Raw genomic sequence first — 26270 nt, 5'->3', positions numbered from 1 at the left:
CCCGCGAGTGCGGCGAGTGGACACCGCCGCCGCACCCGCCGGTCCCGCTCCGCTCGGCCGCCCGACGGCCGTCCGGAGCGCACCGGGGCAGGCCCCGAGCCCCCGACGGGACCTGCCCCACCCTCCGCGCCTCCTCGCGTTCCCGGCCGGCCGACGCCACCCTCCGCGCCTCCTCGCGTTCCCGGCCGCCCGGTCCCGCCGTCGGAGGCCCTCGACGACCACCGATCCACTCAGGGAGACCGACCATGCGCCCCAGCAGAGAACGACCTCCGGCCCGCGTCCGCAGGAGCGGCGCCGTCCTGGGCGCGGCCGCCGCGGCCGCCCTCCTCACGACCGGCCTCACCCCCACCGTCTCCGCGGCGGCCGAGGAGACCGGCCAGGCCGTGACCGTACGCCCCGACCCCAGCTACCAGCAGCAGCCGTTCGAGGGCTGGGGCACCGCCCTGGCCTGGTTCGCGAACGTGACCGGAGGATGGCCGGACGCCCAGCGCAACGCGCTCGCCGACGCCCTCTACGGCGCGGACGGCCTCGGCTTCACCATCGCCCGCTACAACATCGGCGGCGGCGACAGCCCGGAGACCACCCCCTACATGCGGGCCGGCGGCGCCGTCCCCGGCTGGTGGAACCGCCCCGGGCCCGAGTCCCCCGACTGGTGGGACCCGGCCGACCCCACCCACTGGAACCCGGACGCCGACGCCAACCAGCGCTGGTGGCTCACCGCCGCCAAGGCGCGTGGCGCCGACACCTTCGAGGCCTTCTCCAACTCCGCGCCGTACTTCATGACGCACAGCGGCCTGGTCTCGGGCAACTGGAACTCCTCGCAGGACAACCTCCGCTCCGACCAGTACGAACGCTTCGCGGCGTACCTCTCGGGCGCCATGAAGCGCGCCGAGGCCGCCACCGGCGTCACCTTCGACACCCTCTCCCCGCTCAACGAACCCGGCACCGACTACTGGGGCGCGGGTGGCCGCCAGGAGGGCTCCCACTGGGACCCCGCCTCCCAGGCGCGCATGCTCACCACCATGCGGGCCCGGCTGAACGCCGACGGCGTCGGCACCCGCATCGCCGCCATGGACGAGACCAACCCGAACACCTTCCGCACCAACTGGGACACCTACGACGCGGCCGCCAGGACCGCTGTCGGCCAGCTCAACACCCACACGTACAGCACCGGCGGCCGCACCGGAGCGCGGGACATCGCCAAGGGGACGGCCACCCCGCTGTGGATGTCCGAGGTGGACCTCGGCGGCAGCGTCGGACAGAGCTTCACCGACATGAGCCCCGCCCTCGACCTCACCCAGCGCGTCAACGAGGACTTCCGCGAACTGGAGCCCCGCGCCTGGGTCCTGTGGCAGGCCGTCGAGGACTACGAGAACATGACGCCCGGCCGCGAGAACTCCAACTGGGGCCTCATCCAGACCGACTTCACCCCGCGGGACGCGGCCACCGAACCGCTGCGCAAGAACAAGAAGTACTGGGCGCTGGCCAACTACACCAAGTTCGTCCGTCCCGGTGCCCGTGTCATCAACACCGACAACGCCGACACCTTCGCCGCCCTGCGGCCCGCCGGCCAGGGCGCGGTCGTCGTCCACACCAACCCCACCGGCGAGCCGCAGCGACTCACCCTGAACCTCGGCGGCTTCCAGACCGTGGGCACCGGGGCCGTCCAGCGTTACACCACCGACGGCACCAGGAACCTCCACCGCGAGAGCGACCTCACCCCCGCGGGCAAGACGCTCACCGCCACCGTGGGCGCGGGCTCCGTCACCACCTTCGTCCTGCCCGGCGTGACCGGTGTGAACGTCTCCGACACCACCGCCCCCACCGGCGCCGCGCGCCAGCTGCTCAACGACCACAGCGGCAAGGCCCTCGCGGTCGCCACCAGCGGCGGCCGGAGCACCCTGGTCCAGCGCACCTCCAGCCCGGGCACCACGGCACAGCAGTGGCGGTTCACCAAGCTGTCCTCCGCCGACTGGAGCAACACCGCCGCCTACCGCGTCACCAGCGTCGCCAACGGCAAGGCGCTCGCCGCCCAGGGCGACTCGCTCGCCCTGGTGACCGCGGGCACCTCCGCCGAACAGAAGTGGATGCTCTCCACCACGGGCGAGGGGCGCCACACCCTGGTCAACAGCGCGAGCGGCAAGCTTCTCGACGTCAGCGGCGAGTCCACGAGCGACGGCGCGCCCGTCGGGGTCTACCGTCCGACGACCGGCTCCAACCAGTCATGGACCTTCCGTTCCCTCGCGGCGGACACCTGGGTGCCGCTGCGGATGCGGCACAGCGGCAAGTGCCTGGACGTGACCGGAGCCTCGACCGCGGACGGCGCCCAGGTCGTCCAGTACACCTGCGGGGGCGCGACCGACCAGCAGTGGTCCCTGCGGCCCGCCGGCGGTGGCTACGTCAACGTCGTCGCGCGGCACAGCGGCAAGTGTCTCGATGTCAGCGGCGAGTCCACGAGCGACGGCGCGACCGTCTTCCAGTACGCCTGCGGCGGTGGCGCCAACCAGCAGTGGTCGGTGCACAGGTCGCCCGACGGCTTCGCCACCCTGATGGCACGGCACAGCGGCAAGTGCCTGGACGTCAGCGGAGTCTCCACGGCCGACGGCGCCGAGGTCGTCCAGCACGGCTGCTCCGCCGCCGCGAACCAGCAGCTCACCACCTCGTAGCAGCCGCCGGTCCGGCCGTCGCCCGACCGCCGGACCTCGCGCGGCTCAGTCCGGCAGGAGGGCCAGGATCTCGCGGACGACGGTCTCGGGTTCGGTCAGCGGGACGTAGTGGCCGGACCTCGCCGCTACGACGTGCCGGCCTCCCGGTGCCAGGCCGGCGCGGTGGGCATGGGAGGCGTTCGCGGCGGCGCGGACCGCGGTGTTCATGCCGTCGCCGGGGAGGCCGCCGGAGACGACCGTGATCGGGATGTCGCCGGTGTCCGGCGGGGTGTCGCGCCAGGCGGCCAGTTCGTCGAGGTACGTGCGTGCCTGGCGGCGCTGGGTGCGCAGGACTCCGGGCGTGAAGCCCTCCCGGGCCATGTCGTGGCGGGCGTCCTCCGGGAGGAGGGCGAGCCGGCCGCGGAACAGGGGGCGCAGCAGCCCGAGGGCGGCCAGCGCCAGGCCGAGGCGGAGGGCCGTACGCTCCATCCGGCGGAAGCCGCGGCCGAACAGGACGTCCGCCGCCTCGTCGGTGGGGTCCACCAGGACCAGCCCGGCGACGCGGCCGGGGTCGCGCGCGGCGGCGAGGCGGACCAGGGGGCCTCCCGCGCTGTGACCGACGAGGACGTACGGGCCGGGGCCGAAGTGGTCGAGCAGGGCGCCGAGGTCCCCGGCCATCCGGTCCAGGGTGCGGCCGGCCGGGTCGGGTGCGCTGCGGCCGAGGCCGGAGCGGTCGTAGACGACCGCGCGGGCGTGGGGCGCGACCGCCGGCTGGACCAGACCCCACGAGGACCGGCCCGCCCCCGCCCCGGCCTCGAACACCACCGTCGGCCCGTCCCGCCGGGGGCCGTCCAGCACCATCGCGTGGAGTCGCCGGCCGTCGGGCAGGGGGACCTCTTCGGGGGCGCCCTGGACGTGCGGCGCCGGGGCGACGCTCATCGGGCCGGCTCCTCCAGGGTGAAGAGGTTCATCCGGTAGGAGTTGACGACCGGCGGGGCGAGGCGGGCCAGCAGCGGCATCCCGTAGCGGTGGCGCCACGGCCAGCCGCGGCCCACGTCCGGCTGCGGGGTGGCGAACGTCCTGCTCTCGTGGAGCCGCAACCCCCAGCCCTCCAGGGACCTCGGGTCGTCGCAGGTCCAGGTCATCCGCGCGTCGACGGCCTTGAACACCGGGTTGCGGTCCTGATGGCGCATCATCGTGCCGCCGCCGGTGTCGAAGGCGAGCGCCGACCCGGGGAAGCGTCGGCCCAGCGCGGCGACGACGCCGCGGACCTCGTCCTCGCCGAGGTAGAGCAGCACGGCCTCGCTGACGAAGAAGTACGGCCCGCCGGCCGCCGCGACCCGTTCGAACCAGTCGGTGTCCAGCACCGAGGCGGCGAGGGTCTCCGTCCGCTCCGCGTCGGGGAGGAGCCGCCGCCGCAGCTCCACCGTGTCCGGCAGGTCGAGGTCGAACCAGCGGGCCCGGCCGTTGTCGAGGCGGCGGGAGCGGGTGGTGAGCCCGGCGCCGAGCTCGACCACGGTGCCGTCCGGGTGCTCGGCGAGGAACCGGCGGACCCACCCGTCGAAGATCGCGGTGCGCAGGACGGAGCCGCCGAGGGAGGGACCGCGGAACTTCGCGAAGTCGTAGTCGATCCGGTCGACCATCCTCCGCGCCTCGGCGTCGCCCAGGACCGGGTGGCGGGCCCGTGCGTCGAGGGCGCGGCCGTAGAGCGGAATGAGGAGGGTCTCCTGGACGGTGCCCAGCCCGACGGGCTCCTTCGTCATACGATCACCAACCTTGCTCAGGTAAGGCTTACCTAAGTCACCCTAGGGTGGTGGGCGTGCGACATCAACTCCCTTGCGGAGAGGGCTGGTGGTGGGCGTGTGGCATCGACTCCCTTGCGGAGAAGGCCGGTGGGAGCCGCCCGCCGTGCGGACGGCTCCCACCGGCGGTGCGGGGGTCAGGACCAGGAGGCCGTGACCAGGGAGCGCTCGGCGGCGTGGAGGTGGAGGGCCGAGGACAGCCAGGCCCGGGCGTAGGCGTCGGGCGACGGGTCCTTGAGCCGGCCGAAGGAGTCCCTCGGCCTGCGGTCCGCCTCGCCCGTCAGCGCCTCCACCAGATCGGCGGCGCCCGGGAGGCCCGCCCGCCGGAGGGGGACCGTGAGGGAGGCGCGGTCCGTGCCGCGGGAGGCTTCGGCGACGGCACGGCGGCCTCCGGCCACCCCTGTCTCCAGGAGACGGCGGACCCGCCAGAGCGGGGCGTCGGCCAACGGGTCCGGAACCGTCGGGGCGGGCGCCGGGACGCCGGAGGCCGTACGGGGGAAGTGCTCGCCCTGGAGGCGGTCGTACCCCAGGTCCGCGTGCCCCCGCCACTCCTCCGGCAGGCGCAGGGAGTCCGGGGCGTCCGGGACCGGGCCCACGGCCAGGGGACGGAGGGTCGCCGCGCGGTCCGGGTCGGGGTGGCCCAGGACGCGCAGCACGAGGCCCGGGTGCTCGCCGACGCGCCGCAGGTTGGCGGTGTGCGGGAGCTCCGGGTGCGGGTGCGCGACCCGGAGCCGCAGCACCGGACCGCCACCGAGGACGCGGGCGACGAGATGGTCCTCGGCCGTGCCCAGCACCTCGACGTCGCAGCCCAACAGCGTGGGGCCCGCCTCGCCCGGCAGCTCCGCCGCGTCGAGGGCGGACGCCACCGCCTCCCGTACCGGACGGGCGAAGAGCGCCGCGACGGGCTCCTCCGACCAGGCCGCGCCCCGCACCGGCGTGGCCCGGACGCTCCGGCCCGCGCCGAGCCGGCCGTCGGACGACACGGTCGCGCCGGCGATCAGCAGGCCCCCGCGCGCGAGACCGGCGTGATCGAGGACGGCGCCGCCGAGCGCGACCGACGCCGTGCCCGCGCCCCTGGCCCGCGAGAGGCCGCCCGGCCGCACGTCGGACAGCGTGTGGAACACGCCCTCGGGGGTCAGGAGATGGGTCGTCACCCCGCCGTACCCGGTCGCCGACAGCACCGGCTCCCGGCACAGCCCGTACACCCGCAGGCTGCCCCCCTGCCCGTACGCGCGCCGGGCGGGCCCGGTGACGGCCGGACCGGCGGCTCCCGCGAGCAGTTCGCGGAAGGCCGCGGTCAGGTCCGAGAGCCGCTGGCCCCGCCCCTGCTCGCGCGCGCTCCTGAGCCCGCGTACGACCCTGAGCGCGGCGGCCTCCGCGCGGGGCAGTCCCGCGAGCCGCGCCGAGTGCGCGGCCCGCAGCAACTCCGCCTGGACGACAGTCCCTCCCGCGGCGACGCCCGCCGAGAGGGCTTCGGCGGCGGCGTGCCAGAGCGCCGACGCGGCGGCGCTCTGAGCGGGCGTGAGCGGTGCCGGCGCGCCGGCGGGAACGGAGCCCTCCGGCTGCCGGACGGCCCCGGCGGACCCCGCTTCCGCGGGGCGGGTCTCCACGGCGCCGGACTCCAAGGCGCCGTACTCCGCGGCGCCGGATTCCGCGGGGCCGGGGGAATCCCCGCCCGCGGCCGGGGACGCGGCCCCGGTGACCCCGGTGACCCCGGTGACCCCGGTGACCCCGGTGACCCCGGTGACCCCGGCGGCCCCGTCGTCCTCGGCAGCCTCGGGGGCCGGGCCGGACGCGGCGTCCGCGAGGGGTGCGGCGCCCAGGACGGCCGCGCGGTGCAGGCAGCGCGGGGCCAGGAGGCAGGTGCAGACCGCCTGGCCCGGGTCGCTGACCGCGCCCGACGGGCCGGGCCGCAGGGTGACGAGGGTGTCCTCGCCGAAGCGGACCTCGACCGCCCCGTCCGGTCCCGGTACGGCGCGGCCCGCGCACTCCGCGACGGCGGCGTCCAGCTTCTTGCGCAGCCGCGCGGTCAGCTGCTCGACGGCTTCGGCGAGGATCTCGGGGGCGACGGGCGGCAGGGCTGTGGTGCTCAACGGGCTTCTCCACGGAGGCGGTCGCCGACCCAGCGGGCGAGGGCGAGCGGGCTGAGGGCGGCCACCGGCATCCCGGCGGCGACGAGCCGGCGTGCCACGGGCACCGAGTAGCGGGGCGCGCCCGCGTCGTCGAGCGCCGCGCAGCCCAGCAGGTGCGCGCCGGACGACGCCAGCGCGCGGACCTCCCCGAGGAGGCCGGAGAGCGGGGCGCCCTCCTCGAAGTCGCTGACCACGACGACGAGGGTGCGGCTGGGCACCGTGATGAGGGTCCGGGCGTGGGCGAGGCCCGCCGCGATGTGGGTGCCGCCGCCGACCCGTACCTCCAGCAGCAGCGACAGCGGGTCCTCCACCCGGTCGGTCAGATCGACCACCTGCGTGGAGAACGCCAGGAAGTGTGTGGACAGCGTCGGTACGCCGCCCAGCACCGCGGCCGTCAGCGCCGACCAGACGACGGACGCCTCCATCGAGCCGGACACGTCGACCACGAGGATCAGCCGCCAGTCCGCCTCCTTGCCCGCGCGGGTGCCGAACACCGGCCGCTCGGGCACCACGACCACCCGGCCGTCGTCCAGCCGCCGGGTGTGCGCCAGATTGGCGCGCAGGGTGCGGGCGAGGTCGAGCCGGCCGCCGGGGCGGCGGGTGGGGCGGGGCGAGGACAGCCCGGAGAGCGCCGGGCGCACCCGGGTGGCCAGCTCCTTCGTCAGCTCGTCCACGAGCCGCTTCACCAGTGGACGCAGGCGGGCCACCTGGGACTCGGGCATGCCGCCGGCCAGCGACAGCACCGAGGAGAGCAGTTCGACCGACGGACGGACCGCGGCCGGGTCCAGCTGGGTCAGCACGTCGGACCGGCCCGCGTCGGCGGCGTCCGCCAGCACCTCCTCGCGGACGTCGGTCCCGAACAGCGCCTCCAGCTCGTCCGCCCACTCACGGGCGGTCGGGAACGACGCCTCCTGCCCGCCGCCCGCCCCGGACGCCCCGCCGTCGAGCGCGTCGGAGCCCTCGCCCCGGCCGTGCCCGTACAACTCGTCCAGCGCGTGCGCGTAACGCCGGGCCCGGCCGCCCAGCCGGTCCTTGTGGCGACCGAGCAGCAGCCGCCACCGGTCCGCCGTCGGGAGACCGTGTTCCGGCACGGCGGCGAGCGGCGCCCCCGCCACCGTCCCGGCAGCCGGGGGAGCGGACCGCACGGGCTCCGCGCCGGTCGCGCCCTCCTCGTCCCCGGCCCCGGAGGAAGGATCGATTCGTACGGGCTCCGCGCCGGTCGAGGTCTCCCCGGTCCCCGCCGCGCGCGACGGTTCCTGGCCGGGCGGGGCCAGTGTCTTCAGGGCCGCGAGGCCCGCAGCGTCCGCCGCCGCCCACAGGGCGAGCAGCTCGGGAGGGGCGTCGAGCGCGAGGTCGAGCCGGTCGCCGAGCCGCTCGGTCACCGCGGCGAGCAGCCGCTCGCGCGCGGCGGGCGACAGCGCGTCGAAACCGCCCCGCAGCGCCGGCAGGCGGTCGAGGAACTCCTGGTCGGCCAGGGTGTCGACCCGGTCGAGGAGCGGCGCGAGGGCGTCCGGGGACACCTGGAGCAGCGGGCCGGCGGCCGTGAGGAGCCCGGCGAGCCGCTTCCCCAGCGCGCGCCGCGTGCCGGGACCGGTGGCGGCGTCGATCCAGCCCGCCGCCCGCTCGCCGAGCCCCGCGGCCGGATCGAGGTCCAGCAGGACGCGGACCGCGAGGGCCGCGCCCTGGACGAGGGGCGAGCCGTCGGCGGCGAGATCGGCCAGGGCCCGGTCCATCCGGAGGCCCAGCTGCCGGGCGGCGGCCCGGTCGGCCAGCGCGACGAGGGCGGTCGCGTCGGCGGGGGAGTCGCTCCCGGCGAGGCCGGGCAGCGCGCGGACGGCGGCGTCGAGGAGTTCGCCGGAGAGCGCGCCCGCCGCCTCCCGGGCCTCGGGCGTCGTGCCGGGGTAGTGGCCGCGCCGCAGCCCCTCCAGCAGGTCGAGGGCGTCGAGGAGTTCGGGAAGGGTCGCCGTCCCTGGCAGGACCGCCGCGGCCTCCGCCAGCCGCTCCCCGACCAGTTCGGGCAGGTCGCAGCGGGCGGCGGCGGTCAGTCCGGCGAGGACCTGCGGGGGTGTCGGGCCGCCCTCCGCGGCCTCGCGCCGTGCGGTCTCGCCCAGGGTGCCCGCGGCCGCCTGCGCGGCGGTCACCCCGCGCACCCCGGCGAGGTCGAGCCGCGCGGGCACCGAAGGCGTCCACGCGAGGCGCCACTTGGTGCCCAGCGCCGTGCCGTCCCCGGTCGCCGCGACGGCGACCGGCTCCCCGTACGACGAGCCGATCACCAGCAGCCGCTGGAGCAGCACTTCGCGGCGGCCGTCCAGCGGCGACCGCAGGGGATCGAGGCGGACCTCGCGCGGCTCCGGGTCGTCGGGGCGCGGCAGCCGGAGCCTGCCCAGCTCGTCCTCGACGGACGGGCCCAGGCCGGACCGGGGCGCGTGCGGGGTGAGCCTGCCGCGTACGGTGCCGACGAACACGGCTTCCAGCGCGCGTGCCAACGCCCGTCCCCGGCCGAGGGGTTCGCCCTGGCCGAGCACGGTGGTCACGGCTTCGAGGAGTTCGCTCCGGCCGGGCGCGGGGAGCCCGCGCAGGGCCGCCAGATCGCAGGCGAGCCGCAGCGCCTCGGTCGCCTCGCCCGTCCCCGCGGTGTGGCCCGCGCGGCGCAGCTCGCGGCACAGCCCCGTCAGCGCGGCGGCGGCCGCATCCCGCAGCCGCTCCGGCGCGCCGCCCGCCTCGAACACGGCCTGCTGCCAGCGCGGATCGCGGATGCCGGCCGGATAGCCGGAGCGGGAGTCGAGCAGGTCGAAGGAGTACGGGACGAAGGAGGTGACGGCGGTCCCGAGCGTCGCGCCGCCGGCCTGCCCTTCCGCGCGGGCGCGGTCCGCGCGGCGGGAATCCGTACCGCCGGAGGCCGTACCGCCGGGGTCCGTACCACCGGATGCCGTGCCGTCGGAGGTCGTACCGCCCGGTTCCGTGCCGTCGGAGTCCAGGCCTGCCGCGGCCTCCCCGGCGAGCGCGGGCGCGTGGAAGGAGCCGATCACGGCCGCCACCCGGCGACCGCCCGCCGCGGCCCGCGTGATGACCGCGCGCATCCGGGCCTCGCGCGCCAGGTCGGTGGCGGGCACGGCGGCGTCGGCGCGCAGCGCCCAGCCCACGCCGAGCGCGGCCCGCCGCACCGCCTCGGGCGCGCATCCGGGGGCCAGCACCTCGACGGCGCGGTCCCACAGGTCGTCACCGTCCCGACCGGTGCCGGCGGCGGTCAGGGCGTCGGCGAAGAGACGCCGCCCGGGGGCGGTCGCCACCGCCGGCCTGGACGCCTCGGGCGCCCCAGAAACCTCGGACGACTCGGGTGCCCGGGTAGTCCCGGGCACCCCGGCAGCCCCGGGCACCCCGACAGCCCCGGGTGCCCCGGAGGCCTCGGGCGTCCCGGGCGTCCCGGGTGTCCCGGGTGTCCCGGGTGTCCCGGGTACCACTGGTACCACGGGTGCCTCAGGTATCCCGGGTGTCCCGGGCGCGACCGGCTCCGCGTTCCAGCCCCGGTCGCCGAGCGGCAGATCGCAGCAGAGGACCTCCGCGCCCCTGGCGCGGGCCCACCGCACCGCCGCGAGTTCCGGGGAGAAGTCCGCGAACGGGTAGAACGACAGCCGTCCGCCCTCGCCCGCCCCGGCCAGCGCGACCGGCGCGACGGTCTCGGGGTCGGCGAGGTGCTCCAGCCACGGCTGGAAGTCGGCGGGGAGCTCGACGCAGACCACCTCGGCGTCCGCCGCGTCCAGGAGTGCGGGCACCACGGCGGCCAGGGCCGGGCTGTGGTGGCGCACCCCCAGCAGGTAGGGCGTGCGCGACGCGGCCAGCGCGTCGACGGCCGCCCGGGGGTCGGGGATCGTCAACGCAGGCTCCCGCGCAGGTCCCAGAGACGGCGCCACATGGCCGAGCCGGTCTCCGCCCGGCGGCGGACCGGCCCGTCCCAGTAGCCGAGCAGCCGGGCGTGGTCGGCCGGGTCGTCCTTGCGGACGACGCCCAGGAGGTGCCCGGGGAGCAGGTCGAGGACGTCGCCGCCGGGCAGGTACGCCGCGGAGAGGCCCAGTGACGCCGCCACCTGCACCGCCTCGGCCGTGGACATGACCGTGCCGGGCCGCTCCACGTCCCAGCCCTCGGTGGACCGGCCCGAGCGCAGATCGCGGAAGACGGTGACGAGGGCGTCCAGGACGGCGTCGTCGACACCGAACTCCGCCCCGGCCCGCCGCACCGCGGCGACGGCCTGACGCCGGATCAGCAGCGCCTCTGCGTCGGCGTCGGCGATCGGGTCCACGGTCTCGAAGTTGAAGCGCCGCTTGAGGGCGGCCGACATCTCGGAGACGCCGCGGTCCCGGAGGTTGGCCGTCGCGATGACCGTGAAGCCGGGGGCGGCGCTCACCACGGCGTCCTCGGTGGCGGTCAGTTCGGGGACGGTGACGCGCCGGTCGGACAGCAGCGACACCAGGGCGTCCTGCACCTCGGGCAGGCAGCGGGTGATCTCCTCGACGCGCACCACCCGGCCCGTGCGCATGGCGGACAGGACGGGGGAGTCGACCAGCGCCTGCGGGGTGGGGCCCTGGGCGAGGAGCAGCGCGTAGTTCCAGCCGTAGCGGAAGGCGTCCTCGGTCGTGCCGGCGGTGCCCTGGACCGTGAGGGCGCTCGTCCCGCACACGGCGGCGGCGAGGAGTTCGGACAGCATCGACTTGGCGGTGCCGGGCTCGCCGGTCAGGAGCAGGCCCCGCTCACCGGCGAGCGTGACGACGCACCGCTCCACCAGTGCCCGCTCGCCGACGAACTTCGGGCCGATCGCCAGCTTCGCCGGCAGGCCGTCGCGCTTCTCGGGCAGCGCCAGCTCGACGCCTCCGCTGCCGCACACGAACGTGACGACGGCCCGCGGCGTGAGCAGCCAGCCGGGCGGGCGCGGACCCGGGTCCTGGGCGGCGAGGAAGGCGAGTTCGGCCGCGTGCCGCTCCTCGGCGGGCCGGACCTGCCGGGCGGGGACGGAGTGTTCGGTGACGGTCATGCGCGGTTCCTTCGGGACGGTCCTGCGTCGGGTCGGCGGGACGGCCACGGGCGTGCCCGTGATCGCCATGATGATCGGGTACGGGGGCGGGGACGGGCCCCGCGGGGTGCCGCCGGGAGCCGGTGGGGCTCCCCGCGACGGTGCGGGCTCCGGCGCCGGGCCCGCGGATCCGCCCCCCACCGGGTGGGAGCGGATCCGCGGGCCGCGTGCGCTGCGGCGGTCAGCGCCGGCGGCGGGTGCGCTTCACCTTCAGCTCCTCGAAGCGCGGCAGGTCGCCGTCGACGACGCGCTGCCACGCGCGGGCGTACAGCTCGGCGACGGGTTCGGCCGGGACCAGCACGCCCAGGACGGGACGGCCGCCCGCCGGGAGGCCGTACAGGGCCGCCTTCCAGTGCTCGACCGGCAGCACGGGCGCGGACTGGTCCGTCCAGGGCCCCGGCAGGAACAGCGAGCGTCCTGCACGGGCCCGGACGGCGGAGACCACCAGATCGGTGGCGGCGAGTTCGGCCCGCGCCGCCTTCAGACGGGCCGGCTTCCACCCCGTCCACCGTGCCGTGTTCCGGTCCGTCGGGTCGGGCAGCGCGAGCAGCATCAGGTACAGCGTCGCCGCGTCGGCCCCGAGGCCGTGCGCCGCCGCGGCCTCCGCGACGAGCCCGGGCACCGACCGCGAGGGATCCTGCGGCCACCACGTGCCGTCGTCCGCCGTCCCGCCCGCCGCCGGCGCGCCCGGATCGGCCAGCAGCCGTGCGAACGCCGGGTCGTGGCAGCGCCGCAGCGCCGCCTCGACCGACGTCGGCCGCTGGTCCTCCCCGCGCAGCGCCGGCAGGTACGGGTCGGAGCCGGTCGAGTCGAGCAGCGCCGTCCGCAGCGCGGGCAGCGGCTGTCCGTCGTAGGTGGCCATGAGCACCGCCCCGTACCGCTCGTGGTCCGGCGCGGTCTCCGTCGGCGCGCCCGCCACCTTCCGGAACTCGGCCAGGCTCGTGTAGTGCCCGACGGCGACGAGCAGGTCCGGCGAGGCGAGCCGCTGCCGCACCGCCGTGAGCGCGCCCGGCAGCGCCGCCCGCAGCGGATCGCCCGCCGGGAGCCGGTGCGCCAGCCACCCCATCAGCCCGAGGGCGCCCGTCAGTACGGCTCCGGTGAACGGCGCCTCGACCGGAGCGACGGGCGCGGGCTTGTCGTTGCTGATGTGCCAGGCCACGTCCACGCCCAGCTCGGGCGAGTTCGCGGGGTCGAGCAGCCCGGCGAGCGCCCGGGGAGCCGGCCAGCCGCCCCGTACGGCACGGGCCGCCTCGGCCGTCAGCCAGTCCGGCACCTGGGCCCGGCGGCCCACCCGCGCGTTCCACACCTCGGCCGCCGCCGCCACGTCCGGGCCGTCGGTCCACAGGCGCGCCGGGTCCCGCGGCAGCAGCGCCGCCACGACCGCCTGCCGCACCTCGACCGGGAGGGCCCGCAGTTCGTCCCGGGCGTGGGCGGCCTCGACGACCTTCACCCCGAGGGTCTTGCGCAGCTCCAGCGGCAGGAAGTTGTTCTCGTGGCTGTCGATCTCCGGCATGCCGACCAGGACGAGCCCGGCGAGCGCCCGGGAGGCGCCCGTGAGCCGGCCGAACTCCTCGGCGGCGGCGGGCAGGAACGGCGCGGCGCCGCCCCGGGCCTCGGCCTCCCGGAGGAACGCGGTCGCCCAGCCCGCTGCCCGCTCGGGGTCGCCGACGGGCGCGCTGCCGCGCACGGTGTACGGGCCGGGCACCTCGAACCGACCGGTCGGGTCGTACAGCAGGGCACCGAAGTCCCGCCCGCCGGGCACGCTGTCGCTGAGCTCGGTGAAGCCGAGGACCGCGCCGCCGCCGAGCGGGACCACGCTGCGGTGCGACACGTTCCGGTCCTGGCCGTCGGGGGCCGTCAGGTGCTGGTCGGTCAGATGAAGCAGGACCCGGCGCCAACGGTCGGCGGACCCTGCCGCCGACAGCAGACCGAGGGCGTCGGCCCTGCCGAGGACGCCGAGGAGCGCGTCGCGGCGCGCCGGCTCGGCGCCGGGCGCGACCGCCCGGTAGGCGAGCACGGCCGGTGTGTCGAGGAGCGGGGTGAAGGGCAGCCCGGACCACGGCAGCGTCGGCACGTCGAAGTGGAGGCGGCCGGGGACGGCCGGCGCGTCCGTGGCCGCGCGGACGGCGGCCAGCTGCTCCAGGTAGTGGTGGGTCACGTCCGAGTCGGCGCCCCACCGGGAGTAGCCGGACCCCACCACGCCGTTGAGCGCCCGGGAGAGGACCCGGTCGGCCGGGCCCTCGACCCGCGACGCGACCGGCTCGTCCGCCGGGTCGAGCCGGGCGGCGACCGCGTCCAGGGCCTTCTGCTGCCGCACCGCGAAGCGCAGCACCTTCGTCACCCCGGCGGCGAGCTCGGGCGAGAGTCCGGGCAGCACGGTGCCGACGAGAAGCGCGACGTCCTCCGCGCGCTCCGCGGCGACCGCGCCCTTCAGGAGCGCGCGGGCGGTCTCGGCGTCGGCGGCGCGCAGCACGGCCGAACCCCGCGGGTCGCGGGTGCGGAGCGCGTACAGGAACTCCAGCGGCGGGAGGAGCGACGTCGCGGTCCGGAACAGCTCGCCCCGGCCGCTGTCGCACGTGGCCGTGACGACGCCGTCCGGGTCGGCCAGCGACAGCGTCCGCCACTCGCGGGTCAGCGCGCGCGGGCGGGCGTCGCCGGGGAAGGAGAGCGCCGCGAGCGGCATGTCGGACCCCTCCGGCAGCACGACCTCGCGGCCCGCGAGGTCACCCGCGTGCCAGCCGTTCTCCGGCAGCCGCACCACACGCCAGCCGAGGAGGCCGTCGACGGGCGCGCCCACGGCGGAGTCCTCGACCGTCGGAGCGGGCCGCAGCCAGGAGGAGAAGTCGCCCAGCCGGGCGCCCGGGGCGTGCGCCCGCAGCGCGTCGGCGAGGAAGCCGGGCTGCGAGCGGCGCCCGTAGGTGCCCTCCACGGGGTCGTACTCCACCCAGCCGCTCTCGCCCTGCGCCGTGCCGTTCTCGTACGCCCAGTACGACGTGCCGTCCGAGATGACGGGTACCTCCGACGGGAGCCGGGTGTCCCCGGCGTGCAGCACGCCGCGGCCGGTGGTGCGCCCGCCGCCCGGCAGCTCCAGGCTGGCCCGCCCGGAGCGCAGCGACCACATGTTGACGTTCTCGTCCAGCGTGAACAGCCGGTCGGGCGCCGTGTGCCAGTACCCGCGGGCGGGGCCGCCGTACTCGGTCCAGAACACGAGGAGCGCGCCGTCCACGTAGTGGAAGCCGCGGCTGCGGACCGAGGACGCGGACGGCGTCGGGATACGCAGGTCGTGGACGAGGAGGGTGGCGTCGGCGCCGATCACCCGGGCCTGGGAGGCGTTCGCCACGATCAGGTGCGGCCATGCCTCGACGACGGTCAGATCGGACGGGTCGGAGGAGGCCGGAGCCAGCTCCGCCACCGCCCGCTCCCACTCCGGCCAGTGGAACTCCTCCCACAGGCCGCCGCGGAGCGTGCGCGCCAGTGTCTCGCCGAGGTCGGCGCCCGCCGCCGCGGCCACCTCTTCGGGGGCGAGGGCCAGCGCCTCGGACGGCAGCCAGGCCAGAGTGGAGAGGGCGTCCGGCAGACCGGGCAGTCCGGCCGCGACGGACGAGCGGGCCACCTCCCGGGTCCAGCGGGCGAGCAGCACCCGGCCGCCCTCGGACGCGGCCAGCCGGCGCAGGACGTCCTCGCTGTGACCGCCGCCGTTGAAGGCGTTCGCCCCCCGGTCGAACGGGCGGTGGAAGCGGGGATCGGCGGCGAGCGCCGCCAGGTCCCGGGGCCGCTCCGACTGGTGCCAGTCCATCAGGTCCAGGGCGACGCCGTGGCGCCGCTCGTCCTGCTCGGGGGCGGAGACCGGGACGCCGAGGGCGAGCAGCAGGTCGAGGAGGTTGGTGTCCTCCAGGCCGATCCGCAGTTCGCGGCGGCCCTCGGGCCGGGCCGCGAGATCGGCGCGGATCCGACCCGCCGCCCGCTCGACCAGGTCGAGCAGCGGCGTCGGCGTGGGCCGCCGGCCCCAGCCGCTGTGCCGGGCGGCGTGGAACCGCTCCAGCCAGCCGGCCGCGCCGTCGGCGCACTGCTCCTCGGCGGGCAGCACCGCGTCGACCAGTCCCGCGTCGGCCCCGGACTCCGTCAGGATGTCCAGCCACAGTTCGCTCAGGGCGCCGTCGTCCGAAGCGGGGGCGAGCGTGAGCAGCGTGCCGCGCGCCTCGGGCACCCGCCGCGCCAGGGCCACGAGCGGAGCGCGCTGCGCCTTCCACCAGCCCGTCGCAGCCCGCAGCGTGGCCGGCAGCGGCAGCAGTTCCGCGAGGTGGTCCTGCTCGGCCTCCCCGGCGGGCAGCCCGGCGGCCCGGGCGAGCCGCCGCAGCTCGGTCGCGGCCTGCGCGGACGGCGCGAGACCGCCCGCCGTGCGGCGCACGCACAGCCGGCGGAACCGCTCGTACGCCTCCTGGGGCTCCAGCCGCGCGGACAGCTCCTTGCCGTACCCGGACAGCACCTTCACGGGCAGCGCGCCGGCGAGCGCGAACTCCAGGAAGACGGCGTCCAGCCGGTCCTCGTCCACGGGCAGCCCGTGCTGCGCCTCGCTGGTGCGGGCACGGCCGAACAGCTGCCCGGCGTACGTGGTGTTCTCCACCGCCAGGAAGACCCGGGCGGCCTGCTCGAAGAAGACGGGCAGGAAGTGCGGCACGGAGGAGGCGAGCCGGCCGGCGAGTTCGAGGCAGGCGTCGAGCGCCGCCTTCGGCTTGCTCTTCGCCTGCCGCGCGAGCCGGTCCAGCTCGGGCACGACGGCGAGCGCGTGGTGTCCGTCCTCCGGGTGGTGCACCAGCACCCACTCGGGGAAGCCGAGCTCCTGGCGCCGGCCGAGGCCGACCACGGCCGGTTCGGCGGCGGCCTCGAGTCCGAGGAAGCCGGCGGCCAGGTCCTCGGCGGCGCCGAGTTCGGCGGCAGCCAGCCGCACCACGACCCGGTCCTCCCCGAACACGGGGTGCCGGTAGGTCCGGGCGGTCAGCTCCACGGCGGAGGGTCCCGCCCCCACGGTGTCCGCCGGGAGCACCGCTCCGGCGTTCAGCAGCTCGACGTCGTTCGTCGCGGTCGTGCCGGTCACGCGTTCCCACCCTCTTCGATCGTGCGGCCGGCGTAGAGCGCCGCGGCCATGCGCATCCCCTCGGACCAGGCCACCGGCCCGACCCCGTCGAGCCGCATCGCGCGGCCGTCCTCGTCGTGCCAGCTCAGCCCGCCGGTCTCCGACTCCCCGTCCCAGTAGGGCTCGCCGATCCACACCGACGCCTCGGTGCTCCGGCCCCCGTCGCGGACCTTGCACGTGGCGTACCCGCCGGAGACCCGGTAGCCGAGCCCGGTCGCCCGTGCCGCGAGCCCGAACCGGGAGGTGAACTTGCCGCCCGCGTAGTCCCGCACCTCGGTGGCGTTCGCCGCGAGGCTCTCCGGGCGCGTCCAGGTGGCCCGGTGGATCTGCTCCACGCGCTGGGTGATGCCCAGTTCGGCCGCGAACTCCCGGACGTCCTCCAGGTCGGGCAGGAGCACCGGATGCGGCAGGGTCACCGTGCGCGGCGTCATCCGCACCGTCTCGCCGTCCAGGTCGACGACCTTCAGACCGCCGTCCTCGGAGACGTCCCGCAGGAAGCCGACCTCGTCCGGGTCCTCCCCGACCACGGCCATGTCGCGCAGCGCGCCCCGCCACGCCTCGTCCGGCCAGACCTTCGCGATCAGCGTCGCGGGCACCGGGAGCGAGGACACCATCCAGGCGTCCACCTGCGCCACGCACGCGTCCGCGTGCCGGTCCAGCCACTCGGACAGCTGCTTCAGCCGGTCCACCCCGGGGTCGTCCCGCAGGGCCTTCGGCACCGTCTTCAGCACCCGCCCCCCGGCACGGCGGGCGACCACCCGCCCGCCGTCGTCGAGGGTGACCTCGTACCCCTCACCCGCATCCAGCCACACCATGAGCCGCGCCCCTCCACCTGAACCGATGTGTCCACGCAGCTCGAAACAGGGGGCCGTACGCCCCCGAACTGCGGTATGGGGAAGACGCTAAGCGCTCCCACTGACAACGCGGACGGGGGGTGGGGAGGGACGGCGGGCACGGCGTCCGCCCTACGGCGCGGCGGGGGCCTTGGCCGGAGCGGTCGTGGACGGAGCGTCCTGCCGGTAGAAGATGTCGATGTCGACCTCTTCGCCGCCGACGAGGAGGGTGTCCCAGGCGCCGCTCTCCCACAGTGTGCGCAGGGTCGAGGCGCCCAAGGACTCCAGATGGCGTCGGAGCGTCGGGTCGTCGGGCATGCCGGGCAGGCGGGATGCCAGCCGGCCGCGGATCGACCGGAGCCGTTCCATCAGGGCGTCGATGTCGGCGTCCCTGTCGAGGTCCTTCCCCTCGTGCTCCTCGATGCTCTGGGCGATCTTCTCCTTGATCGGGCGGCTGACGCCGTGCTCGTCGGTGGTGATCATGGTGTTCCAGGCGCGGCTCTTGTGGCGGTACTGGAGCATGGACATCGCCGCCTCGTGCCGCGCGAAGTCCGCGTCGCGGAACGGGCGGCCCGTCCAGGCCCCGTTGAGGGACCGCGCCAGTGAGATCGCCGAGCCCAGACCGCTGTTGAGCCCCCGGCCCGGCCAGAAGTGGATGGCGTTGGCGGCGTCCCCGAGCAGGAAGCCGTACGTCCCCGGAGAGGTCGGCGTGGCCGAGCGGAGGCGGGTGGTGAACCTCGGGCGCTGCACCATGTCGAGCCGGAAGGCGGTGACGGCGCTCAGGTCGTCCTCCGCGACGCCGAACAGCGCGAGACCCTCCCGCACCCGCTTCCACAGGGCCGATCCCCTGACCATCGCGGGCAGGAAGAGGGTGCTGTGCGTCGAGCACTGGAAGTCGCCGTGGTCGTCGCGTCCCATGACGCACGGACGGGAGGCGATGCAGTCCTCGAACACGTGCCGGACCGGATCGATGCCGACGACCTCCGCGGCCTCGTCATCGGTGAGCCGCATGTTCAGGAAGCCCTCGCCGCGCAGGGCGTTGAGGAGGAAGCGGTTCTGTGCGACGGTCAGCAGCACCGTCATGGGGTCGCTCAGGGCCGACTTGACGCGCAGTCCCAGGACGACGTCCTGCACGTGCCGGCCGTGCAGCGAATAGATGGACTTGTCGGCGTTCCCGAACCTGTCCGCGAAATGTTCCCGGGTTCGTGAGCGTCCGCCCTCGCAAATCGCGAGGACATGGTTCTTCGCCTCGGAATTCTGGTGCTCGACCGGGTCGAAAGCCGTGGGGACCAGACGGATACGGTCCGGTTTCTCGTTGGCGAGGGCGAGGAGCGTGTCCTCGATATAGGCGATCCGGAGGTTTCTCGGGCTGCGGCCGAGGATCGAGTCGGGACCGACCGGCCACATCTCGGTGAAGGCGGCACTGTCGCGGAAAAGGCGTTCCTGGACCTCCTCGGGGAGGTTCAAGTACTGGCGGCTCTGCACCGTGACGACCTGCTGCCGGCGGACGTTTCCCTGGTCCTCGCCCTTCCATACGACCCGCGTCCCGTCCTGGGTCCAGCGGCCGTCGTACACGGTGATGGTGACGCGGTGCCCCATGAGGTGTTCGAGGAGCAGGGCGAAGCCCAGGCCGACGGGGCCGCCGCCCGACACCGTGACGTCCAGCACCGGTCCGGCCGCCAGGTCCGCCTGCGAGGACACGCCGAGCGGACGCAGCACGGAGAGGTCGAGGATGGTCTCCATGGGGTCGGCCGCCTCGAAGCGGAACGTCTCGGTGCCGATCGCGATGAGGTCCCCGGGCCGCAGCTCGTGCGAGGTCACCCGGGTCCCGTTGACGAGTGTCCCGTTGCTGCTGCCGCTGTCGTACAGGACGAATCCGTGGTTCTCGCGACGCACTTCCGCGTGGAAGCGCGAGACGTTCTCACCGGTGAGCACGATGCTGTTGTCGCCCTTGCGACCCAGGGTCAGCGGTGAGGTGCCGATCGGGAACTGCTGTCCGGTCAGAGAGCCTTGATGGCCGACGAGCCGAGGAGGCATGGTCACCCAATTCCATTGGTCACGGATCCGATGACGAATTGCGAAGCCGGTGAACGGATGGTGGTTCCTTGCCGCAGGCCGCGGGTCGACCGGCACGCAGCGCAATCTTAGGGGCGGCCCGAGGCCGCTGAGAAGGAGTGCGAACCCACTGGGCATCAGAGGGTGACGCCGCTGTGAAAATGTCACGGAAGGGTTCCGTCGGAAGCCTCCGCGACACCTGTGAACGGTGTGACGGAAGGGGCGCTATTCGACGAGGGATGCGAGCCGGACGCGGAAGCGGGCGAGGGTGGTCTCGCCGCCCTCGCGTGCCCCGCGGGCGAACGCGTCGGTGAACCCCGCCGCTCCGAGGGCCGCCCGCAGGGTGCCGGTGATCCGGTCGACGTCGCCGCGCTCGGCGACGGGCAACGGCGCTCCGACACCCCGGCGTTCGGCGTCGGCGGCGCCGAGGAGGGCGGCAGCGGCCGTGGGGGAGCCGGGGGCGAGGGCGCCGGCCAGCCCCTCCAGACAGAGGGCCAGCGCGCGCGGTTCGGCGAGGGTACGGGCCAGTGCCAGCGCGCGCAGATGGTGCCGGGCCGCCTCGTCCGGCCGGCCCCGGAGCTCGGCCAGGAAGCCGAGTTCGGCATGGCGCAGATGCTCGCCCGCGGGCGAGGAAGCCTGCGCGAACCGGTCCCGGAGTCCCGCCAGCCGGTCCTCCGCGGCGGTGAGGTCGCCGGACCTGCGCGCGCCGAGCGCGAGCCCCATCCGGGCGTGGATCTCGGCGTACGCGTACCCCTGCTCGGCGGCGATCGCGAGCGCCCGCCCGTGCAGGGCGTCGGCCCGGTCCCAGTCGCGGTCGAGCAGCGCGAGCCGGCCGAGACCGGAGAGCCGGGCGGACACCTCGGCGGTCAGGCCGAGTTCGCGGGCGATGCGCAGACCCTCGCGCTGCCGGCGATCGGCCTCCGCGTACTCCCCCCTGACCTCGGCGAGTGTGGCAAGCGGGGGAACGGTCTGCAACTCGCCCCAAAGGTCGCCGAGTTCACGGAAGAGCCGGGCGCTCCGCACGCCGTCGCGCGCCACACCGGCGAGGTCGCCCCGGTCCAGGGCGAGCCGCGCGCGCAGGCTCAGGGCGGCGGCCGTGCCCCAGGAGTCACCGCAGGCCTCGAACCCCTCCAGGACAAGGGAGTTGACCTCCTCGGCCTCCTCCGTCGCGCCCGCGCCGAACAGGCCGTACGCGCACAGCCACGGGGCGCGGAGCCGGTCGGCGGAGGCGGTCCGGCCGAGGACGAGGGCGAGGGCGTCGTCCGGGGCGGCGGACCGGCCGGCGCCCCTGCCCTCGGTCAGGAGGGCGAAGGCGCGGTGCAGCACTTCGGCCGTCGGGGTGGGGTGGGCGTCGAGGACCGCGCGCAGGGTGCGCCGGGCTTCGGTGAGGCGCCCGCGCAGCAGCCACCACCAGGCCAGCGCGCCGGCCAGACGAGCGGCGTCCGCGCCGCCGGAGGGCTGCCGCAGGGCCGTGTCGAGGGCGGTGCGCAGGTTGCCGGCCTCGGTGTCGAGGCGGTCGAGGGTGCCGCGCTGGTCCGGGCCGCGCAGGGCCGGCTCGGCGCGTTCGGCCAGTCCCAGGTAGTGGGCCAGGTGGCGGGCGCGTACGGCGTCGGGGGCGCCGTCCTCGGCGAGCCGTTCCAGGGCGTAGGCGGCGACGGACTCCAGCAGGCCGTAACGAGGCCCCGAGGCGGTGGTCGTCACCGTCACCAGGGAGCGGTCCACGAGCCGGGTGACCACGTCCCACACGTCCGCCTCGGCCACTCCGTCACCGGCGGTGACGACGGAGACCGCCGCCAGGTCGCAGCCGTCACCGAACACGGCGAGGCGGCTCAGCACCAGCCGCTCCGGCGGGGTGAGCAGTTCCCAGCTCCAGTCGATCACCGCGCGCAGGGTCCGCTGGCGGGCCGGGGCGTCGCGCCGCCCGCCGGTCAGGAGCCGGAAGCGGTCGTGGAGCCGGGCGGCCAACTCCCTTACCCCCAGGGCGCGGACGCGGGTGGCGGCCAGCTCCAGGGCGAGCGGGATGCCGTCGAGCCGCCGGCAGACCTCCTCGACGCGAACGCGGTCGTCCGGGGCGAGCGCGGCCGGATCGGCGGGGAAGCCGGGGGCGGAGGCGGCGGCCCGCTCGGCGAAGAGCCGGACCGCGTCCGCCTCGGCGAGCGGTTCGACGAGGACGACCGTCTCGCCGTTCAGGCCCAGCGGCTCCTGACTGGTGGCCAGCACCCGCAGGCCGGGGGCGGCGGCGAGCAGCCGCGCGGCGAGTGCGGCGGCGGCGTCCACGACGTGCTCGCAGTTGTCCAGCACCAGCAGCCCGCACCGGTCGCGCAGCGCGGCGGCCAGGTGGCCGACCGGGGAGAGCACGGCGCCGTCCGGCCCCGCGGTACGGGCGTCGTCCCTCAGGCCGAGCGCGGTCGCGACGATCTGGGCCAGGTCGTCGGCGGAGCCGGTCCGTACGCCGGCGAACTCGACCAGCCACGCGCCCGGAGCCGAGGCCCGCGCCGCCGCGACGGCGACCCGCGTCTTCCCCACCCCGCCGGGTCCGGTGAGCGTCACCTGCCGCGCGGTACCGAGGCACTGCCGCACGCGCGCGAGGAGCGTGTCACGGCCGATGAGGGCGGTGAGGGGCGCGGGCAGGCCGGTGGCGGGTCCGGGGAGCCCCGCCGGGGGCGCGGGGAGGTCTCCCGGGGGGACCGGGAGACCTCCGGTGGACGCGCGGCGGCTCCCGGTCGGGGTGGGGAGGGCGGAGGGACGCGGTGGCGGGGAGCCGGCGGGGGAGGGGCGGCGCGCGGGCGATCCTGGGCCGGGTGTGTGGTGGAGCAACGCGGTCTGCTGGAACGGTACTTCGGGTGTGTGGCGGAGCCATGCGGTGTGATGGGAGGTCAGTTCGGGGGCGTGCCGGAGCAACGCGCCGTGCAGGGCGGTCAGTTCGGGGCCGGGGTCTACGCCCAGTTCCTCGGCGAGACGGCCGCGCAGGGCCTCGTACGCGGCGAGTGCCTCGCCCTGCCGTCCGGCGGCGTACAGGGCGCGCAGGCGGAGGGCGTGGAGGCGTTCGCGGAGCGGGTGCGCGGCGACGAGCTCGCCCAGTTCCGCGACGAGGGCGGCGTCGCCGCCGGCGGCGAGACGGGCGCCGGCACGCTCCTCCAGCGCGGCCAGCCGCTCCTCGTCCAGCCGGGCGGCGGCCGGACGGACGGGACCGGCGTCCGCGAAGTCGGCGTACGCGGACCCGCGCCACAGTCCCAGCGCCTCGGTGAGCAGGCCGGTCCGGTCGGCCGGACCGGGCGCGGCGGCGGCCCGTGCCACCAGCGCCCGGAAGCGCGAGGCGTCGACCTCGTCCGGTCCCAGTTCCAGCCGGTAGCCCGGAGGGCGGCGCACCACGCGGTCCCGCCCCAGGACCCGGCGCAGCTGCGAGACCCGCGCCTGGAGGGCACCGGCCGGGTTGCCCGGCGGCCGGGTGGGCCACAGGGCTTCGATGAGGCGGTCGGCGGGGACCGTCTCGCCGTCGTGGGCGAGCAGCACGGCGAGCAGGGCGCGGACCTTGGCCTCGGGGACCGCGATCTCCCCGCCGTCGTCGTCCGCGACCACGACCGGACCGAGCACCCCGAAGCGCATGCCGATCACCCTATCCGCCCGGATCGGGGCGCCCGTGGCGGTCGGCGGGCGGTGCCCGCACGAGCCGACCCGAAGTTTTCCCGAAGGGTTTCCGCAGCGCGCTTCTCCACAGTCGGGGCACCGGCACGCGCTGCGTGCTCGGCACGGCGCGGCGGCGGATGCCGCCGGACTCCGCGCCGACAGGAACCGTCCCCGACCCAGGCCGACTGGAGCACCCCATGAGCACCCCACCGGACGCCGCATCCGATCTCACGCCGGCGGCCCCCGTACGAGCGGCGGACAGCGGCCCGGCCGAGGAAGCCCGGAAACTCCCCCTCCTCGCACTGCTGGCGCTGGCCACCGCCGTCTTCGTCACCAGCCTCACCGAGACCCTGCCCGCGGGGCTGCTGCCGGCGATGAGCGCCGACCTCGGAGTCAGTGCCTCGGCGACCGGGCAGACCGTCACCGTGTACGCCCTCGGCACCGCGCTGACCGCGATCCCGCTGACGGCGGCGACGGCCGGATGGCGGCGCAAGCGGCTGCTGCTGGCCTCGATGTCCGGCTTCGCGCTGGCCAACACCGTGACGGCCGTCTCCTCGGTGTACGGCCTGACGATGGCCGCCCGGTTCGTGGCGGGCATGGCGGCGGGACTCGCCTGGGCCCTGCTCGCCGGCTACGCGCGCCGCCTGGCCCCGGCGCGCCTGGAGGGCCGTGCCCTCGCCGTCGCCATGGCCGGCATCCCGGTCGCGCTCTCGCTGGGCGTACCGGCGGGGACGTACCTGGGCGAGGTCACCGACTGGCGGACCGCCTTCCTGGCGATGACCGGGCTGACCCTGGTGCTCCTGGCGTGGATCGCGGCCGCGGTCCCCGACCGGCCGGGGACGCGCTCCGGCCAACGCCCCGGCATGCTGAGGGCGCTGAGGATGCCGGGCGTGCCGGCCGTCCTCTTCGTGACGCTGGTCTTCGTCCTCGCCCACACCCTCCTGTACGCGTACGTGGCCGCCTTCCTCGACGACCTCGGCATGGGCGGCAGCACCGACCTGGTGCTGCTGGAGTTCGGCGCGGCCTCGCTGGTGGGCATCTGGGTCGTGGGCGCCCGCATCCACCGGCGGCTGCGCGGGCTGACCGTGGCGGCCACGCTGCTGGTGGCGCTGGCGGCGGCACTCCTCGGCGTCCTCGCCGACCACCCGCCCTTCGTCCACCTGGCCGCCGTGGTGTGGGGGCTGGGCTGGGGCGGGGTGCCCACGCTCCTCCAGACGGCCGGGGGCGAGGCGGGCGGCGACCGGGCGGACGGGGCGCAGGCCATGCTGGTGACGCTGTGGAACGTGGCCATGGCAGCGGGTGGCGTGGTCGGAGGGCTCCTGCTGGACACCGTCGGCAGCGGTGCCTTCCCCTGGACGCTGCTGGTGCTGCTCGTCCCCGTCCTGGCGGTCGTGCTGCGGGCCCGTACGCACGGCTTTCCGGCCCGCCGGGCCGGGCGCTGAGACGGTGCGCCCACCGCCCACCGCTCGCCATCCATCGCCCGCCGCCCGCCGCCCGCCGCCCACTGCCCGGCGCTCACTGCCCGGTGCTCGCCGCTCGCCTCCGACCGTCCGCCGCCCGCCGCCCGGGATGATGGCGGGATGGAGTCGATCATCTCCCGCCTGCCGGCGGAGTTCCTGACCGTCCGCCACGACGGCTCGCGTTTCCCGGGCGCCGCCTCCGTGGCCGCCCGGCCGGGACTCGGGCCGGGCGCCAACTGCCAGGTGTACGCCTACGAGGTGCTGCGCCATTTCGGCCTGCGCCCGCCGGAGCTGCGTTCCTCGGAGCTGTGGGACGACACGGAGTCCACCGCCCGCGTAGCGGTCGCCGACCTGCGCCCCCTCGACCTGCTGCTGTACAACGCCACCGAGCGGGCCTACGGCGCCCACGTCGGCGTCTGGGCGGGGGACGGCACGGTCCTCCACCTGTGCGCGGAGATCGGGCGGCCGGCCGTGTGGCGGCCGGAGGACTTCGCGTCGCGGGAGCGGTACGGCGTCCTGCTCGGCGCGAAGCGGGTCCTTGCGGCCGGGTGACCGGGGCGCCATCAGGGCGCCGGCAGGGCGGCACCGGGGTGTACCGCGGCCGGGCCGCGGAACCCTCGGTGGTCGTCGCGTGACGGGAGGCGGCCGGGTCGGCGAGAGGCGCGTTCCGCATGATCGAGGGCGATCCGGGGGAGGGGATTTTCATGGGAGCGAATGCGAGCGGTCAGGCAGGTTGGACCTTCCTCACCAACCACGCGCGCGTCCTGCTCGCCGTGGCCCGCGACCCCGAGGCCCGCCTCCGTGACGTGGCCTCGCGGTGCGGAGTGACGGAGCGGACCGTCCAGGCGATCGTCGCCGACCTCGAAGAGGGCGGTTACCTGGCCCGGGGCCGGGCCAGGGACGGCCGCCGCAACCACTACAGCGTCAACCCGGACGCCTCCTTCCGGCACCCCGCCGAGGCCGGGCACGAGATCGCGGGCCTGCTGAGCCTGCTGGCCCGCGAGTCCGACCGCGAGTCCGGCCACTCGTCCACCGGAGTCGAGTCCTAGCAGCGACGCCGACTCCTGGCGGCGTCCGCCGACGGACCCCCGGCAGCCCTGGCAGCCGCTTCAGGCTCGACACCCCGGGGCAGCCCCGGGCAAGCCGCTTCCAGGCTCGGCACCCCCGGCAGCCGTTTCAGCCCCGGCAGCCGTCAGCGCCGACTGCGGCGGCGGGCGACGAAGAAGCCGAGGACGAAGCCGACGAGGAGCGTGACGGTCAGGACGATCCAGAGCGGGAGCGTCACCGTCGGGATCCAGAGCCGGATGGTGACGGAGCCGGTGTTGGCGGCGATGAACCAGATGGCGAGCGCGGCGACCAGAACGAATGCGAGGGTCCGCAGCCGCATGTCCCGTCCTTTGACCGTCACGGTCGCCGGTCCATGAGGCTGCTTCTCGGTGCGCTGAGACATGAGAGCCGGTTCCTCTCTCGGGGAGGAGGGTTCCCTCCCCAGTATCGAGGTGCCCCGGACGGCTGTC

Annotated in this window: 14 protein-coding genes; 4 read left to right on the top strand and 10 right to left on the bottom strand. The window is 76.1% G+C overall.

What is annotated here, in order from left to right:
• Positions 1–245: 245 nt before the first annotated feature.
• Positions 246–2666 carry an RICIN domain-containing protein gene (locus ACF1BN_RS27305; protein WP_392334240.1) on the top strand — a complete coding sequence of 807 codons (2421 nt, stop codon included), beginning with the start codon at positions 246–248 and terminating at the stop codon, positions 2664–2666.
• Between the two features lie 45 nt (positions 2667–2711).
• Here the strand turns inward: ACF1BN_RS27305 and ACF1BN_RS27300 are convergent, their stop codons facing one another.
• From ACF1BN_RS27300 to ACF1BN_RS27260, 9 genes are all read right to left on the bottom strand, one after another.
• Entirely contained in the window at positions 2712–3584 is an 873-nt protein-coding gene (locus ACF1BN_RS27300) for an alpha/beta fold hydrolase (protein WP_392334239.1), read from the bottom strand.
• Entirely contained in the window at positions 3581–4408 is an 828-nt protein-coding gene (locus ACF1BN_RS27295; protein ID WP_392334238.1) for a class I SAM-dependent methyltransferase, read from the bottom strand. The genes ACF1BN_RS27300 and ACF1BN_RS27295 overlap by 4 nt, the downstream gene beginning before the upstream one ends.
• A gap of 176 nt (positions 4409–4584) precedes the next feature.
• Positions 4585–6540 (bottom strand): hypothetical protein, encoded by a 1956-nt coding sequence (locus ACF1BN_RS27290; RefSeq protein ID WP_392334237.1) that lies wholly within the window; start codon positions 6538–6540, stop codon positions 4585–4587.
• Positions 6537–10454, bottom strand: coding sequence for a DUF5682 family protein (locus ACF1BN_RS27285; protein WP_392334236.1), 3918 nt, complete (start codon positions 10452–10454; stop codon positions 6537–6539). The genes ACF1BN_RS27290 and ACF1BN_RS27285 overlap by 4 nt, the downstream gene beginning before the upstream one ends.
• Positions 10451–11605, bottom strand: coding sequence for an AAA family ATPase (locus ACF1BN_RS27280; protein ID WP_392334235.1), 1155 nt, complete (start codon positions 11603–11605; stop codon positions 10451–10453). Before ACF1BN_RS27280 ends, ACF1BN_RS27285 begins: the two co-directional genes overlap by 4 nt.
• Before the next feature lie 220 nt (positions 11606–11825).
• Positions 11826–16739, bottom strand: a complete 4914-nt coding sequence (locus ACF1BN_RS27275; protein ID WP_392334234.1) for a DNA-binding protein — start codon at positions 16737–16739, stop codon at positions 11826–11828.
• The gene (locus ACF1BN_RS27270) at positions 16736–17593 is read right to left on the bottom strand and encodes a DUF4132 domain-containing protein (RefSeq protein WP_392334233.1); all 858 of its coding nucleotides are present in this window, start codon (positions 17591–17593) and stop codon (positions 16736–16738) included. The genes ACF1BN_RS27275 and ACF1BN_RS27270 overlap by 4 nt, the downstream gene beginning before the upstream one ends.
• Before the next feature lie 150 nt (positions 17594–17743).
• On the bottom strand, positions 17744–19648 hold the full coding sequence (locus ACF1BN_RS27265; protein ID WP_392334314.1) for an FHA domain-containing protein: 1905 nt from the start codon (positions 19646–19648) through the stop codon (positions 17744–17746).
• Positions 19649–19891: 243 nt separating this feature from the next.
• Positions 19892–23272 (bottom strand): BTAD domain-containing putative transcriptional regulator, encoded by a 3381-nt coding sequence (locus ACF1BN_RS27260; protein WP_392334232.1) that lies wholly within the window; start codon positions 23270–23272, stop codon positions 19892–19894.
• 218 nt (positions 23273–23490) lie between these two features.
• Between ACF1BN_RS27260 and ACF1BN_RS27255 the strand changes: the two genes are divergently transcribed.
• The 3 genes from ACF1BN_RS27255 (at position 23491) to ACF1BN_RS27245 (ending at position 25802) form a co-directional block, all read left to right on the top strand.
• Positions 23491–24735, top strand: a complete 1245-nt coding sequence (locus tag ACF1BN_RS27255; RefSeq protein WP_392334231.1) for an MFS transporter — start codon at positions 23491–23493, stop codon at positions 24733–24735.
• A gap of 138 nt (positions 24736–24873) precedes the next feature.
• Positions 24874–25305, top strand: coding sequence for a hydrolase (locus tag ACF1BN_RS27250; RefSeq protein ID WP_392334230.1), 432 nt, complete (start codon positions 24874–24876; stop codon positions 25303–25305).
• Positions 25306–25457: 152 nt separating this feature from the next.
• Positions 25458–25802, top strand: coding sequence for a helix-turn-helix transcriptional regulator (locus tag ACF1BN_RS27245; RefSeq protein ID WP_392334229.1), 345 nt, complete (start codon positions 25458–25460; stop codon positions 25800–25802).
• Positions 25803–25945: 143 nt separating this feature from the next.
• Here the strand turns inward: ACF1BN_RS27245 and ACF1BN_RS27240 are convergent, their stop codons facing one another.
• Positions 25946–26203, bottom strand: a complete 258-nt coding sequence (locus tag ACF1BN_RS27240) for a LapA family protein (RefSeq protein ID WP_392334228.1) — start codon at positions 26201–26203, stop codon at positions 25946–25948.
• Positions 26204–26270: the final 67 nt, after the last annotated feature.

This window comes from Streptomyces sp. NPDC014861, assembly GCF_043081625.1.
GTDB lineage: Bacteria > Actinomycetota > Actinomycetes > Streptomycetales > Streptomycetaceae > Streptomyces.
The sequence above is the reverse complement of the archived record's forward strand: the minus strand, read 5'-3'. Positions and strand labels throughout refer to the sequence as shown.

Excerpts from the sequence above, each read along its gene's own strand:
- ACF1BN_RS27305 (WP_392334240.1), top strand. The coding sequence starts at position 246 with ATGCGCCCCAGCAGAGAACGACCTCCGGCCCGCGTCCGCAGGAGCGGC.
- ACF1BN_RS27300 (WP_392334239.1), bottom strand. The coding sequence starts at position 3,584 with ATGAGCGTCGCCCCGGCGCCGCACGTCCAGGGCGCCCCCGAAGAGGTC.
- ACF1BN_RS27295 (WP_392334238.1), bottom strand. The coding sequence starts at position 4,408 with ATGACGAAGGAGCCCGTCGGGCTGGGCACCGTCCAGGAGACCCTCCTC.
- ACF1BN_RS27280 (WP_392334235.1), bottom strand. The coding sequence starts at position 11,605 with ATGACCGTCACCGAACACTCCGTCCCCGCCCGGCAGGTCCGGCCCGCC.
- ACF1BN_RS27270 (WP_392334233.1), bottom strand. The coding sequence starts at position 17,593 with ATGGTGTGGCTGGATGCGGGTGAGGGGTACGAGGTCACCCTCGACGAC.
- ACF1BN_RS27265 (WP_392334314.1), bottom strand. The coding sequence starts at position 19,648 with ATGCCTCCTCGGCTCGTCGGCCATCAAGGCTCTCTGACCGGACAGCAG.
- ACF1BN_RS27260 (WP_392334232.1), bottom strand. The coding sequence starts at position 23,272 with ATGCGCTTCGGGGTGCTCGGTCCGGTCGTGGTCGCGGACGACGACGGC.
- ACF1BN_RS27255 (WP_392334231.1), top strand. The coding sequence starts at position 23,491 with ATGAGCACCCCACCGGACGCCGCATCCGATCTCACGCCGGCGGCCCCC.
- ACF1BN_RS27250 (WP_392334230.1), top strand. The coding sequence starts at position 24,874 with ATGGAGTCGATCATCTCCCGCCTGCCGGCGGAGTTCCTGACCGTCCGC.
- ACF1BN_RS27245 (WP_392334229.1), top strand. The coding sequence starts at position 25,458 with ATGGGAGCGAATGCGAGCGGTCAGGCAGGTTGGACCTTCCTCACCAAC.
- ACF1BN_RS27240 (WP_392334228.1), bottom strand. The coding sequence starts at position 26,203 with ATGTCTCAGCGCACCGAGAAGCAGCCTCATGGACCGGCGACCGTGACG.